11 protein-coding genes are annotated in these 13,068 nt (G+C 73.6%); 7 read left to right on the top strand and 4 right to left on the bottom strand.

Going from position 1 to position 13,068, the window contains the following annotated elements:
• Positions 1 to 109: 109 nt before the first annotated feature.
• Positions 110 to 2,476, top strand: a complete 2,367-nt coding sequence (locus ACH4ZA_RS11210) for a SpoIIE family protein phosphatase (RefSeq protein ID WP_398428981.1) — start codon at positions 110 to 112, stop codon at positions 2,474 to 2,476.
• Positions 2,477 to 2,593: 117 nt separating this feature from the next.
• The gene (locus ACH4ZA_RS11205) at positions 2,594 to 3,850 is read left to right on the top strand and encodes an SLC13 family permease (protein WP_398429273.1); all 1,257 of its coding nucleotides are present in this window, start codon (positions 2,594 to 2,596) and stop codon (positions 3,848 to 3,850) included.
• A 9-nt stretch (positions 3,851 to 3,859) separates the two neighbouring features.
• Here the strand turns inward: ACH4ZA_RS11205 and ACH4ZA_RS11200 are convergent, their stop codons facing one another.
• A complete protein-coding gene (locus ACH4ZA_RS11200) occupies positions 3,860 to 5,965 on the bottom strand; it encodes a ricin-type beta-trefoil lectin domain protein (protein WP_398429272.1) in 2,106 nt (701 codons plus the stop codon).
• 467 nt (positions 5,966 to 6,432) lie between these two features.
• On the opposite strand from ACH4ZA_RS11200, the gene ACH4ZA_RS11195 reads away from it, so the two are divergent.
• Positions 6,433 to 7,257, top strand: coding sequence for a phytanoyl-CoA dioxygenase family protein (locus ACH4ZA_RS11195; protein ID WP_398428979.1), 825 nt, complete (start codon positions 6,433 to 6,435; stop codon positions 7,255 to 7,257).
• Between the two features lie 68 nt (positions 7,258 to 7,325).
• Here ACH4ZA_RS11195 and ACH4ZA_RS11190 read toward each other — a convergent pair whose 3' ends face one another.
• Positions 7,326 to 8,294 (bottom strand): aldo/keto reductase, encoded by a 969-nt coding sequence (locus tag ACH4ZA_RS11190; protein WP_398428978.1) that lies wholly within the window; start codon positions 8,292 to 8,294, stop codon positions 7,326 to 7,328.
• A 271-nt stretch (positions 8,295 to 8,565) separates the two neighbouring features.
• Between ACH4ZA_RS11190 and ACH4ZA_RS11185 the strand changes: the two genes are divergently transcribed.
• Both ACH4ZA_RS11185 and ACH4ZA_RS11180 read left to right on the top strand, forming a co-directional pair.
• Positions 8,566 to 9,189: a LysE/ArgO family amino acid transporter gene (locus tag ACH4ZA_RS11185; protein WP_398428977.1), complete on the top strand. Its 624-nt coding sequence runs from the start codon at positions 8,566 to 8,568 to the stop codon at positions 9,187 to 9,189.
• 151 nt (positions 9,190 to 9,340) lie between these two features.
• Complete coding sequence (locus tag ACH4ZA_RS11180) at positions 9,341 to 9,790, top strand: nitroreductase family deazaflavin-dependent oxidoreductase (RefSeq protein ID WP_398428976.1); 450 nt, start codon at positions 9,341 to 9,343, stop codon at positions 9,788 to 9,790.
• A gap of 98 nt (positions 9,791 to 9,888) precedes the next feature.
• Here the strand turns inward: ACH4ZA_RS11180 and ACH4ZA_RS11175 are convergent, their stop codons facing one another.
• Positions 9,889 to 10,806 carry a cation diffusion facilitator family transporter gene (locus ACH4ZA_RS11175; protein WP_398428974.1) on the bottom strand — a complete coding sequence of 306 codons (918 nt, stop codon included), beginning with the start codon at positions 10,804 to 10,806 and terminating at the stop codon, positions 9,889 to 9,891.
• A gap of 263 nt (positions 10,807 to 11,069) precedes the next feature.
• Between ACH4ZA_RS11175 and ACH4ZA_RS11170 the strand changes: the two genes are divergently transcribed.
• Together ACH4ZA_RS11170 and ACH4ZA_RS11165 are read left to right on the top strand one after the other, a co-directional pair.
• Positions 11,070 to 12,122, top strand: a complete 1,053-nt coding sequence (locus ACH4ZA_RS11170) for a glutathione S-transferase family protein (protein WP_398428973.1) — start codon at positions 11,070 to 11,072, stop codon at positions 12,120 to 12,122.
• 8 nt (positions 12,123 to 12,130) lie between these two features.
• Entirely contained in the window at positions 12,131 to 12,427 is a 297-nt protein-coding gene (locus ACH4ZA_RS11165; RefSeq protein ID WP_057577503.1) for a DUF4235 domain-containing protein, read from the top strand.
• A 194-nt stretch (positions 12,428 to 12,621) separates the two neighbouring features.
• On the opposite strand, the gene ACH4ZA_RS11160 is transcribed toward ACH4ZA_RS11165, so the two are convergent.
• Positions 12,622 to 13,014, bottom strand: a complete 393-nt coding sequence (locus ACH4ZA_RS11160; protein ID WP_398428971.1) for a VOC family protein — start codon at positions 13,012 to 13,014, stop codon at positions 12,622 to 12,624.
• Positions 13,015 to 13,068 lie beyond the last annotated feature (54 nt).

Genomic DNA, 13,068 nt, shown 5'->3' with positions numbered 1-13,068 from the left:
CTGCGCCGCCGCCCCACGGGGGTTCCGGTCCACGCCCGGGCCGGACGCACTAGGCTGGAACGGAAGCGACCTGCCTGTTCACGGTGAGTGCCCGCGTGGGAGTGGCGAGATGAGCCCGGAGTATCCGTTCGACGAGGCCGCGACGGCCCGGGCCGTCGTCGACGACCTCGGCACCCTCATCGGGTGGAACGAGGGCGCCCGGACCCTCCTCGGCTGGTCCCCGGACGAGGTCGTGGGCCGGCCCGCGGCGGAGCTCCTGACCGGACGCCCGCCCCTCCTCACCGGTCATCGCTGGGACGGAACGGTGACTTTGCGCCACCGCGACGGCCGGCCGGTGCCCACCTGGCTGCTGGCCCACCACATCCGGTCCGAGGACGGCCGGCCCGGGCGGTGGCTCGTCGTCACCCCGCTCACCGGGAGCGGTCCCGCCCCCTCGGACGAACCGCTCGCCATGGCGAGCCTGATCCAGTCACCCTGCGCCGTGGCGGTCTACGACGAACAGCTGCGGCTGCGCCGGATCAACGACGCGATGACCGACGTCATCGGGCTCCCCGAGGAGCGTGTCCGAGGTCTGCGGCTCTCCGAGATCGGCGGCCTGTCGCAGAGCGCCGATCTGGAACGGCACATGCTGCAGGTGCTCCACAGCGGCCGGGCCCGGGACGTCGAGACGTACATGCGGACCGGCGGGGAGGACCACGCGCACGCCTGGCTGGCCCGGATGGCGCCGCTGACCGACCCGGCCGGCCGGGTCCGGGGGGTGTGCCTGGCCGTCCACGACTTCACGGAGCACCACCGCTCCCGTGAACGGCTCCAGCTGGTCAACGAGGCGAGCGTGCGCATCGGCAGCACCCTCGACGTGACCCGCACGGCTCAGGAGCTGGCCGAGGTCTGCGTCCCGGCGCTCGCCGACTTCGTCAGCGTGGACCTGCTCGACCCGCAGGACGGCGAACCCCCGGCCCGGTTCGACCCGCCGGTGAGTCTGCGGCGCGCGGCGCACCACTCGGTCAACCCCGGCAACCCCGAGGCTGTGGCCAAGCCGGGCGAGGCGCAGGACTACCCGGTCGGATCGCCGCAGGCCGACTCGCTGGTCGCGGGGCGCACCATCGTCGGCACGTTGGCCGGCGGCGGTCTGGACGCCTGGCTGGCCTGGGACCCGGCCCGCGCCGCCCGGGTCCGGGAGATCGGCGTCCACTCCACGATGTCCGTGCCGATCCAGGCCCGGGGCGTCACCCTCGGCGTCGCCGTCCTCACCCGGTTCCGCCGTCCCGAGCCCTTCTCCCCCGACGACCTGCTGCTGGCGGAGGACGTCACCACGCGCGCCGCCGTCTGCATCGACAACGCCCGCCGCTACTCCCGCGAACGCGAGACGGCCCTCGCCCTGCAGCGCAGCCTGCTGCCGCGGACCCTGCCGCGCACCGCCGCCGTCGAGGCGGCCTCCCGCTATCTGCCCGCCGCCCGCGCCGGGGTCGGCGGCGACTGGTTCGACGTCATCCCGCTGTCCGGGATGCGCGTGGCCATGGTCGTCGGGGACGTCGTCGGACACGGCGTCCAGGCCTCGGCCACCATGGGCCGGCTGCGCACCGCCGTGCGCACCCTCGCCGACATCGACCTGGCTCCCGACGAACTGCTCACCCACCTGGACGACCTGGTGGTCCGGCTGTCGGAGGAGGCCGGCGGCGAGGGCAGCCCCGGTGAGGTCGGAGCGACCTGCCTGTACGCGGTGTACGACCCCGTGTCGCGGCGGTGCACCCTGGCGCGCGCCGGGCACCCGACGCCGGTGCTGCTCCGGCCGGACGGCACGCCCCGGCCGATCGAGCTGCCCGCCGGCCCTCCGCTGGGCGTGGGCGGACTGCCGTTCGAGTCGGCCGAGCTGGAGGTCGCCGAAGGCAGTGTGCTCGCCTTCTACACCGACGGCCTGGTCGAGTCCCGCGAGCGGGACGCGGACGCCGGTCACCGGCTGCTCGGGGAGGCGCTGGCCGACCTCTCGGGCTCCCTGGACGAGACCTGCGACCGGATCCTGCGCACGCTGCTGCCGCCCGGCGGGGTCGCCGACGACGTGGCCCTGCTGCTCGCCCGCACGCGGGGCCTGCCCGCGTCCCGGGTGGCGACCTGGGACATCCCCGCCGACCCCGCACTGGTCGCGCCGATCCGCAAGCAGGCCGTCGAGCAGTTGTCGCGCTGGGAGCTGAGCGACGCGTCGTTCACCACCGAACTGGTGGTGAGCGAGCTCGTCACCAACGCGATCCGGTACGGCTCCCGGCCCATCCGGCTGCGGCTCATCCATGACGCGACGACGCTGATCTGCGAGGTCTCCGACCACAGCCACACCGCGCCGCACCTGCGCCGGGCGAAGACCTGGGACGAGGGCGGCCGCGGCCTGCTCCTGGTCGCCCAGCTCACCCAGCGCTGGGGCAGCCGGCACACCGCCGAGGGCAAGACGATCTGGGCGGAGCTTGCGCTCCTCGAGGAGGGCTGAGGACGCCCTCCCGCCGAGGTGCCGGGCGGGGTCCTTACCCGAACATGTTTTCATGGACGGGCTCCCGGTCCTCCTCGATGGGCGGGCAGCGTCCCCCACCTCGTCCCGGAGAACGCCCTGAACACCCCGCTCGCCGAAAGTCTGTCCGTCGTCCTGCTCGCCGCCGCTCTCGGCTGGGCGGTGCTGCGTCCCGCCGGACGGTCGGAGGCCCTGGTCGCCGTCCCCGCGGCGGCCGCGGTGATCGCCCTGGGCGCGGTGTCGCCGGAACACGCCCTGGCGGAGGCCGAACGGCTCGGGCCGGTCGTCGGCTTCCTCGCCGCGGTGCTGGTGCTGGCGCACCTGTGCGACGTGGAGGGACTGTTCACCGCGTGCGGCGCGTGGATGGCCCGCCGGGCGGCCGGCCGGCCCCGGCGCCTGCTGGTCGCGGTGTTCGTGCTGGCGTCGGCCGTCACGGCGGCGCTCAGTCTGGACGCCACGGTGGTGCTGCTGACGCCGGTGGTGTTCGCCACCGCCGCCCGGATGGGGGTGCGCTCACGGCCGCACGTCTACGCCTGCGCGCACCTGTCGAACACCGCCTCGCTCCTGCTCCCGGTGTCCAACCTCACCAACCTGCTGGCGTTCACCGCGAGCGGGCTGAGCTTCACCCGCTTCGCCGCCCTGATGGCGCTGCCGTGGGTGGTCGCGATCGGCGCCGAGTATCTGGTGATGCGACGATTCTTCGCCGCCGACCTGCCCGCCGCCGAGCCCGTCGCCGACGAAGGCCCGGAACCCGAGCTGCCGCTGTTCGCGCTGATCACCGTGGCGTGCACGCTCGCGGGATTCGTGGTGGCCTCCGCGGTCGGGGTCGAACCGGCCTGGGCCGCGCTCGCCGGAGCCCTCGTCATGGCCGGGCGCGCGCTGGCACGGCGCCGCGTGACGCCGGTCGCCGTGGTGCGGGCCGCCGCGCCGGGGTTCCTCGCGTTCGTGCTGGCGCTCGGGATCGTGGTGCGCGCGGTGGTCGACAACGGTCTCGCCGACGCGTTGCGGCACGTGCTGCCCGGCGGATCGGGGCTTGTCGCGCTGCTGGCCGTCGCCGCGGTGGCCGCCGTCCTCGCGAACCTGATCAACAACCTCCCCGCGGTGCTGGTCCTGGTGCCCCTCGCCGCCCCGGCGGGGACCGGGGCGGTGCTCGCGGTGCTGCTCGGGGTGAACATCGGCCCGAACCTGACCTACGCCGGATCCCTCGCGACGCTGCTGTGGCGGCGGGTGGTGCAGGAACGGGACGAGCGCGTCGAGGTCGGCGAGTTCACCCGGCTCGGCCTGCTCACGGTGCCGGCCGCGCTGGTCCCGGCCGTGGTGGCCCTGTGGGCCTCGCTTCAGGTGATCGGCGCCTGAGCGCCCGGTTCAGCGCGGGCCGCCGTATCCCCCGTAGCCGTAACCGCCGTAGCCCCCGTACCCGTACCCGTACCCCCCATAGCCCTGACCGCCGCCGTATCCCCCGTAGCCGTGACCGCCGTAGCCCCCGTAGCCGGAGCCGCCGGACGTGCCGGGCCGGCCGCCGGAGCAGGGGTTCCCGTACCAGCAGGACGTGCCGCCCGGACCCGGGGACGCGCCTGCAGACGGCGTCGGCGCGGCGGACGGCGCGGGCGCCGGGACCGGCGCCGGCTTCGCGGCCTTCGGCACGGCGGACGGGTTCGGGCCGTCCGTGGGGCCGCTGTCGGCGCCCCAGTTGACGAACTCCATCTGCGGGTCGGGGCGCGAGGTGTCGATCACCCATCGCTGGGCGGCGCTGTCCACCCGGTTCTTCAGGACGAGTGCGCCCGAGCCGTCGGTGGCGGCGGGCGCCAGCGCGAGGTTCTGGCCGGAGCGCGGGACGAGCGTGCCCTGCAGCGTGAAGTCGTACTGGACGTTCTTGGCGTCCGGCTGCGCGGCGCCCGTGCACGGCGCGAGCCGCACCGAGTAACCGAGCCGGGAGTCGAGGCAGAGACCGGGGGCCGCGGCGCTGCGCAGCAGTCCGTTCGGGTCGTACGCCCACTGCTGGCCGGCGGCCGAGGTGCAGGCGGCGAGTTCGGCCTCGGCGCCGCTGACCGGCTTGGCCCCCTCGACGCCGATGCACAGCCCGGAGGCGACGTTGTGCAGACGGCCGCGCACGGTGCCCTGTGCGGCGGCGTCGGCGCCCGCCCAGGAAGGATCGCCGGTGGCCCTGTCCGTGCCCGGGGCGTCGGGCTCCGCCGCGCCGCTGTTGGCGGTCGGGGCCGATCCGTCACCGGAGTCGATGACGGCCCACACCATGAACGGCAGGACGACGAGGCCGCTCACGGTCAGCACGGCGGCGGAGAGGTTGCGCCGGCGGGCGGCGCGACGGGCCGCCTTCTGCGCCGAACGGCTCGCGCCGGGGCGCACGTCGGCGCCCGTCGCCGAGCCGGACCGCGGGTCGGCGTCGGGCGCGGATGCGCCGCCGGGGCCGGCCGGCACGCCGGCGGCCGCGGGGAGGTCGCCGAAGCGGGCCCCGATCCGGGAGGCCAGGCCGGACCGCAGCCGGCCGCGGTTCGCGGGGCGCGCTCCGGTCCCGGCGGAGGCGGCCGCGAAGGACCCGTCCGTGAAGGCCTCGCCCGCATAGCCGCGTGCCTTCTCCCCGGCCGGTTCGCCGGACTCGCCGTGGCCAGCCACCCTGATCTCCACATAGGCCGCGGCCGCCCAGCCCAGGATGCCGTCGGCCAGGGCGGTGCCGAGCAGCCCCTCGAACTGCAGCAGCTGGTCGGCGGTGTGGGTGCAGTGCCGGCAGCCGTCGAGGTGGGTGCGCAGGTCGGGGTCGACGTCGACGCCGCCGCGCCGGCAGGTGACGTCCAGCAGGCGGTGGTAGCGCTGGCACTCGTCGTCCGTGGCGAGTTCGCGGTGCACCTGGAGGCACTCCTCGCGCAGCCGCTCGCGGGACCGGCTCAACTCGCCGCGGGCGCCGTCCTCCTCGAGGCCGAGCAGTCCGGCCGGGACCGCCAGGGGCTCGGCCTCGACCTCGACGTGCCAGAGCAGGCAGCGTGCCGACTCGGGCAACCGCTGGAACGCCCGGGACAGCATGCGCCGGTTCACGGGCGGCAGCATGAGGGCGGCCGCGCGGTCGGCGATCACGCCGTCGCCGTCGCCCTCGGAGCGCAGCGTGGGGTGCAGCAGGTCGCGGCGGCCGTCGGTGTCCCACTCGGCCGCGATACGGCGGACGGTGACCAGCAGATGAGGGCGCCAGGCGGCCGTCGGACCGTTCTGCCGCAGGGTCTCGCCGAACAGCCGGGTGAAGGCGGCGGTGGTGAGCATGCCGGCCGCGCGCTCGTCGTCGGTGCACAGCCGGGCGTAGGCGAAGGCGGCCTCCCAGTGCCGGTCGAGCAGCTCGCCGACGGGATGCAGCGCGGGCGACGCGCCCGTCCACTTCTTCAGCTCCGCGCTGAGCTGTTCGTCCGTCGCGTCGAAGCGGCGCGCCGAAGGGGAATTCGACAGGCCTGCGTCATTCACGGGCTGCATTCCTTCCGGGGGCATGCGGCATAAAGTCCATACCATCGGGTTTGCGGTTCCGCCCGGGCGGCGGGACGACTCGCGCAGGGTTCGGCGCCTCTGACGTCCGCGGGGGACAGCTCTTGTGAAGCGTGGGGAGTGTGACGGGAGGCGTCTCGTGCGCACGATGGGGAAATCGTTGTCCGCGCGCCGACAAGGCACACCTTCGCACAACCGGACCTGGACGAACAAGAGATCCCACGGTTTCGTACACGGGGTGCCGGCCGCCGGATATTGACGAATCGTCAATGCCGGATCGGGGTGCGGGGCGGTCACAGTATCGCTGTCCCTTTTGGCGCTCTTTCGAGGCACGTTTCCGGACGTGATCGCCGGACGTTTCCCTCGCCGGGCCGCCCCCGCCCGGCCCCGTCTTCCGCACCGCCAGGGCGCGGGGTTACGGTGCCGGTCGCGCACCTGGCAGACCGAGGAGGCCACGCATGACGGTCACGGACGTCGACACCGCCGGTACCCCCCGTCTGAGCGAGGCGGATCGGCGGCAGTACCGGGAGGACGGTTTCGCCGTCGTACGCGGGCTGTTCACCCAGGACGAAGTCGACGCGCTGTGCGCCGAGTTCGAGGCACTGCACGCAGCGGGGCGGCAGGTGCCCGGGCATTTCGAGCCGCGCGCCGGCGCCGTGGACCCGCTCTCCGTGTACCCGAGGGTCATGCACCCGCACGAGATCGTTCCGCTCGCCCGCCGGGTGCTGCTGGACGCCCGGCTGCGGGCCGTGCTGGAGCAGTTGCTCGACGAGGAGGTGCTGGCCGCACAGAGCATGTTCTACTTCAAGCCGCCGGGCGCCCGGGGCCAGGCGCTGCACCAGGACAACTTCTATCTACAGGTCGAACCGGGCACCTGTGTGGCCGCCTGGCTGGCCTGCGACGAGACAGACCGCGACAACGGCGGCCTGGAAGTCGTGCCCGGCACGCACCGGATGGACCTGTTCTGCCCGGAGACCGCCGACGCGCAGGTGTCGTTCGCACGGGAGTACGTGCCGCCGCCGCCCGGGCTCGCCACGACGCCGGTCGACATGGCCGCCGGCGACGTGCTGTTCTTCAACGGCAGCCTGGTGCACGGATCGCAGCCCAACCGCAGCGGCGACCGGTTCCGCCGGTCGTTCATCGGGCACTACGTCGGGCGCTCGGCGGAGCGGATCGGCGCGTACTACCGGACGATGACGATGAACGGCGAGCCGCTGGCCCTGCCGGTGAGCGAGGGGGCGGGACCCTGCGGCACGGAGTTCGCGCCGGCCGGCCCGCACTGATCCTCACAGCACCTCGCCCGCCCCGCTCCTCCCTCGGTCCCCGGGCGTCGCCTCCCGTCGCCCCCGGTTCAGTGCCCGGCGACGGCGTGCGGGCGGTAGGGCTGCTCGAGTTCCTGCAACTCCTTTTCGGTCAGCTCCAGTTCGACCGCAGCCACCGCGTCCTCGAGGTGGTTCGGCTTCGACGCTCCGACGATCGGCGCCGTCACCGTGCCCTGGTGCAGAAGCCAGGCCAGGGCCACCCGGGCACGCGGGACCCCGCGGTCACCGGCGATGCGGGTGACGGCCTCGACGATCGTCCGGTCGTCCTCCGGATAGAGGGTGCCGCCGAAGGCGTCACTGGCGCTGCGGTCGGTCCGCGTGCCCCAGTCGCGGGTGAGACGGCCGCGGGCCAACGGGCTCCAGGGCAGCACGCCCACGCCCTGGTCCGCGCACAGGGGCAGCATCTCGCGCTCCTCCTCCCGGTAGAGGAGGTTGTAGTGGTTCTGCATCGACACGAACCGGGTCCAGCCGTGGCGTTCGGCCGTGTGCTGCATGGTGGCGAACTGCCAGGCGTACATCGAACTCGCCCCGATGTAGCGTGCCTTGCCCGCCTTCACCACGTCGTGCAGCGCCTCCATCGTCTCCTCGACGGGGGTGTGCGGGTCGAAACGGTGGATCTGGTAGAGGTCGACGTGATCGGTGCCGAGACGGCGCAGGCTGTGGTCGATCTCGGACAGGATCGCCTTGCGGGACAGCCCGGCGCCGCCCGGACCCGGCCGCATCCGGCCGTGCACCTTCGTGGCGAGCACGATCTCGTCACGCCGGGCGAAGTCGCGCAGCGCCCTGCCGACGATCTCCTCACTGGTGCCGTCGGAGTAGACGTTCGCGGTGTCGAAGAAGGTGACGCCCGCCTCCAGCGCCTGCCGGATCAGCGGCCGGGACGCCTCCTCGTCGAGGGTCCACTCGTGCGTGCCCCGGTCCGGGACGCCGTAGGTCATACAGCCCAGACAGATCCGCGACACGTCCAGACCCGTCGAACCGAGCTTCACGTACTGCATGCTCGCCGCTCCTGACATCGGTGGAAGGTGGGGGGAGGTACGCGAACGAGCGTATGCGGGCCCGGCCGCCCGCGGCTCGTCCCGGCGTCCCGGGACCGGAACGCGGGCGGGGACGGGACGCGGAAATCCGGTTGCCCCCGGCCACTCCTCACCCGCAGGATCCAGCCATGCTCACTTTCGACGCCTCTCTGCCGCTGATGTCCGCCGCCGCTCCCACGGCGCCGGTCCAGCAGCAGCCCGGCCGCCCCCGGAGGCGCGACGCCGCACGACGGTGACGGCCGCCCTCGTCGCGGGCCTGGTCGCGGGTTACGGCATCGCCGTGCCCGTCGGCGCGGTCGCGACCTACCTCGTCTCGCTCACCGCCCGTACCTCCCTGCGCACCGGGGTGGGCGCCGCGCTCGGCGTCGCCACCGCGGACGGCCTCTACGCCCTGCTCGCGACCGTCGGCGGCTCCGCCGTCGCGGCCGTGCTGCGACCGGTGCTGACGCCACTGCGCTGGGTCTCGGCCCTGGTCCTGCTGGCGCTGGCGGTCCGGGGCGCGCGCAGCGCCGTGCGCCAGTACCAAGCCCACCGGCTCGCCACCCGGTCCGAACCGCCTCCGACCGGCCCGGCCCGGGCCTGTCTGAGCCTCCTCGGCATCACCCTCCTCAACCCGACGACCGTGGTCTACTTCGCCGCGCTGGTGCTGGGAGCCGGCGACGCTGATCCGGTACGGCCCCTGGATCAGGGCGTCTTCGTGCTGGCGGCCTTCGTCGCCTCGGCGAGCTGGCAGGTGCTGCTCGCCGGAGGGGGCGCCCTGCTGGGCCGCGCGCTCACCGGTCGGCGAGGGCGTCTGGTCACGGCCCTCGTGTCGAGCGCGGTGATGACCGTGCTCGCCGTCCGCATGGTGACGTAGGCGGCCCGAGGTGCGGATGAAACTCGCGGCCTGCGGTGTTGGAGCAGTCTGCGGGCCGGACGTGCGACGCGCGGGACCTCGCACGGACGCGTCCGGAACGACGACATGACGGCACAGCGGCTTCAGCGACATGACGAAGGGGACAAAGACCATGCCTCTCGAAGGGGAGTACGAACCCAGCCCGACACAGTGGGTGCGCGAACAGGTGGAGCTCTACGAAAGCTCCGGCGGCACCGAGGGCACGACCCTGCAGGAGACGGGACTGCCCGTCATCCTTCTGACGACCCTCGGCGCGAAGAGCGGCCGGATACGCAAGACCCCGCTGATGCGCGTCGAGCACGACGGCCGGTACGCCCTGGTCGCGTCCCAGGGCGGGGCGCCCAAGCACCCCGTCTGGTACCACAACATCAAGGCCCTCCCCCAGGTCGAGCTCCAGGACGGGCCGCACAAGCAGGACATGACGGCCCGTGAGGTCACGGGCGCGGAGAAGGCCGAGTGGTGGGAGCGGGCCGTCGCCGCGTATCCGCCGTACGCCGAGTACCAGACGAAGACGGACCGGGAGATCCCGGTGTTCGTCGTGGAGCCGACCGGGAGCCGCTGACCCTCCGGGGTCGCGCGGGCGGCGTCCTCGCGGGCGCGCGCCCGGAAAATAATCCGCGGTGGGAACGCGTCGAAGCGTTCCCACCGGGCACCCGAAGGTCAGGCCCCGCCGCGCTCCCCCGTCGCGGCGGGGCTTTGCGCCGTCTCTCCCGCGGGCCGGTCGGTCACGTCGAGGAAGACCTGGTCCGCCTCGGAGATCGTCGAGGCGACCGACCGCTTGATGCGCACGGCGACCTCCTCGACCCGCTCGCTGTCCAGGCCCGGCACGAGATCCACGCGGGCCGCCACCAGAACCGAGTCCAGGCCCATCTGCATCGTGAACACCGCTTCCACGCTGTCGATCTCCGGCTGGGCGTCGAGGAGCGCGCGGATGCGCGCGCCGGTCTCGGGGGCCGCGGCCTCGCCGATGAGCTGGTCGCGGGCGTCACGGCCGAGCCGGAAGGCGACGTAGACGAGCAGCGCGCCGATCGCCAGTGACGCGGAGGCCTCCCAGACGACCTGTCCGGTGACCATGTGCAGGGCCATGCCGATCGCGGCCAGGGTGACGCCGAGCACGGCCGTCCCGTCCTCCGCGACGACCGTGCGCAGGGCGGGGTCGCGCAGGCCCGCGCTGCCGCCCTGCCGGCGCACCTGGTGCAGGGCCCGTGCCAGCGACGCGCCCTCCGCGAGGAAGGAGACGCCGAGCACGATCAGGCCCGCCACATAGCCGCTGAGCTTCTCGTCGGCTCCCGACCGCAGCGCCTCGACGCCCTGGAAGAACGAGAAGCAGCCGCCCATCACGAAGATCCCGACGGCGGCGAGGAGCGACCAGAAGAAGCGTTCCTTGCCGTAGCCGAAGGGATGCCGGCGGTCGGCCGGGCGACGGCTGCGGCGCAGGGCGGCCAGCAGGAACACCTCGTTCAGGCTGTCGGCCACGGAGTGCGCGGCCTCCGACAGCAGCGCCGGCGAGCCGGCGAGGACGCCGCCCAGCCCCTTGGCGGCGGCGATGACCAGATTGGCGGCCAGCGCCACGAGCACGGTGACGCGGGTCCTGCGATCGGCCCCGCCGTCGTCCTCCTTGCGCGTGCTCCCTGCCCGGGGCGCGGCCGGTGCACCGGATGCCCCCGACGCTCCGGGCACGCCGGACGTGCTGGGCCGGCCTGCTCGTTCGCCGGCGTTCCGTTCTGAGGATGTCGCGCTCACCCTCGCCGAATTCCCCGGTCGATCGCGATCACACCGTGCCGCCGGTCGAAATCGGGGAACGCGGGGAACAGGAGACGCGACACCACCGGGAGGAAGCCATGAGCGACGGGGGCGGCGACGGCAACCGTGCGTACGGGCACACGCCCTTCAGGCGCGGCAGGAGTCACTTCACCGACCGGATCACCGCGGACGGCCGCGACGGCCGGCCCGTCGAGGCGGGCCGCTACCGGCTCGTGGTCAGCCGCGCCTGCCCCTGGGCGAGCCGGGCCGTGATCTCCCGGCGGCTCCTCGGTCTGGAGGGCCCCCTGTCGATGGCGATCACCGATCCGGTCCAGGACGACCGCAGCTGGCGGTTCGGCCTCGACCCCGGCGGGCGCGATCCCGTCCTCGGCATCCGGTACCTCGCCGAGGCGTACGAACGACGCGAGCCCGGTCACCCGGGCGGGGTCAGCGTGCCCGCGATCGTCGACGTGCCGAGCGGGAGACTGGTGACGAACGACTACCAGCAGATCACCCTGGACCTCGCCACCGAGTGGACGGCGCTGCACCGCCCCGGAGCGCCCGACCTCTACCCGGAGCGGCTCCGCGACGAGATCGACGCGGTCATGGCCGACGTGTACGAGGACGTCAACAACGGGGTGTACCGGGCGGGTTTCGCCGACAGCCAGGACACGTACGAAGAGGCGTGCGCGAGGGTCTTCCGGCGCTTGGAGCTGCTGACGCCACGACTGGCACGGCAGCGGTACCTGGTGGGCGACACCCTCACCGAGGCGGACATCCGGCTGTTCACCACGCTGGTGCGTTTCGACGCCGTCTATCACGGTCACTTCAAGTGCAACCGCTGGAAGCTGACCGAGAACCAGGTGCTGTGGGCGTACGCCCGCGATCTCTTCCAGACGCCCGGTTTCGGCGACACCGTCGACTTCGACCACATCAAACGGCACTACTACCGGGTGCACACCGGCATCAATCCGACGGGGATCGTTCCTCTCGGACCGGACCTGGCCGGCTGGCACTCCCCGCACCACCGTGAGGAGCTCGGCGGCCGCCCGTTCGGCGACGGCACGCCGCCCGGCCCGGTACCGGCCGGTGAAGAGGTGCCGACGGCCGGCCGAGCCGCCCGTCCCTCCCCCACGACAGAGAAGGAGTGAGGAGATCCATGGCCAAGAAGAGGAAGCTCCCCCTCGTCTACCAGCCCGTCGGATTCGCGCTGGGCTGGGCGAGCGGCGCCCTGGCGGGGCTCGCGTTCCGCAAGGCGTGGAAGGCGATCCGGCACGAGGACGACGCACCGGACGCCCTGGACCGGGACCGCGGCTGGGGCGAGGTCCTGCTGGCCGCGGCGGTGCAGGGCGCGATCTTCGCCGCCGCCCGCAGCGCAGCCGACCGCACCGGCGCCAAGGCGATCGAGCGCTCCACCGGCGTCTGGCCCGCCAAGGAGAAGGGCGGCCGCGACTGACGCGCGTCCGCCGTGCCGCCCCGGGCCGCGACGACGCGGTACGCGGCAGGCAGGGCACGGCGGGCCCGGCCCGACGGGCATGGCACGGGGGACGGAGCCCGGTGGGGGCTCGGTGAGTCAGAGGGAGGGGAAGGCCCGCGGAGCGGCGGGCGTCTGCCGAGGGGCGGGGCCCGCCGCTGTCGTGTGCGCCGGGTTCAGCCCTGCTTCGGAGCGGTCGAGGGCGTCAGTCGGAGGGTGAAGGAGTGGCCCGCCGGATCGGCGTAGCCGCGTTCCTCGTGGGGTCCGGGGGCGCCTTTGGTCTCCAGGGGCCGGCCGCCCAGTCCGACCACCCTGCGTTCCACGTCGTCGAGGTCGTCGACGAGGAAGTCCAGGTGGGCCTGGAGGGAGTTCTCGGGGCGGGGCCAGCTCGGCGGTGTCGCGTTCACGTCGCGCCGGAAGGCCAGGCGGATGCCGTCCTCGCTCCTGATCTCGACGCGGTTCGCGCTCCGGTCGATCTCCTCGGCGTCCAGCAGTGCCTTGTAGAACTCGGCGAGCTTCTCGGGCTCGGCACAGTCGAGCACCACGACGCCCGCTTTCACCAGTGCCATGTCGTCGTCTCCTCCACGAGATCAGGGCCGGAGCGGAGCGCCCCGCCTCCGAAC

Origin of the sequence: Streptomyces sp. NPDC020597, from assembly GCF_044335095.1 — a bacterium.
Lineage (GTDB): Bacteria > Actinomycetota > Actinomycetes > Streptomycetales > Streptomycetaceae > Streptomyces.
The sequence above is the reverse complement of the archived record's forward strand: the minus strand, read 5'-3'. Positions and strand labels throughout refer to the sequence as shown.

Bases quoted from the DNA above. Each gene is read 5' to 3' on its own strand.
- ACH4ZA_RS11210 (WP_398428981.1), top strand. From the start codon at position 110: ATGAGCCCGGAGTATCCGTTCGACGAGGCCGCGACGGCCCGGGCCGTC.
- ACH4ZA_RS11200 (WP_398429272.1), bottom strand. From the start codon at position 5,965: ATGCAGCCCGTGAATGACGCAGGCCTGTCGAATTCCCCTTCGGCGCGC.
- ACH4ZA_RS11195 (WP_398428979.1), top strand. From the start codon at position 6,433: ATGACGGTCACGGACGTCGACACCGCCGGTACCCCCCGTCTGAGCGAG.
- ACH4ZA_RS11190 (WP_398428978.1), bottom strand. From the start codon at position 8,294: ATGCAGTACGTGAAGCTCGGTTCGACGGGTCTGGACGTGTCGCGGATC.
- ACH4ZA_RS11180 (WP_398428976.1), top strand. From the start codon at position 9,341: ATGCCTCTCGAAGGGGAGTACGAACCCAGCCCGACACAGTGGGTGCGC.
- ACH4ZA_RS11170 (WP_398428973.1), top strand. From the start codon at position 11,070: ATGAGCGACGGGGGCGGCGACGGCAACCGTGCGTACGGGCACACGCCC.
- ACH4ZA_RS11165 (WP_057577503.1), top strand. From the start codon at position 12,131: ATGGCCAAGAAGAGGAAGCTCCCCCTCGTCTACCAGCCCGTCGGATTC.
- ACH4ZA_RS11160 (WP_398428971.1), bottom strand. From the start codon at position 13,014: ATGGCACTGGTGAAAGCGGGCGTCGTGGTGCTCGACTGTGCCGAGCCC.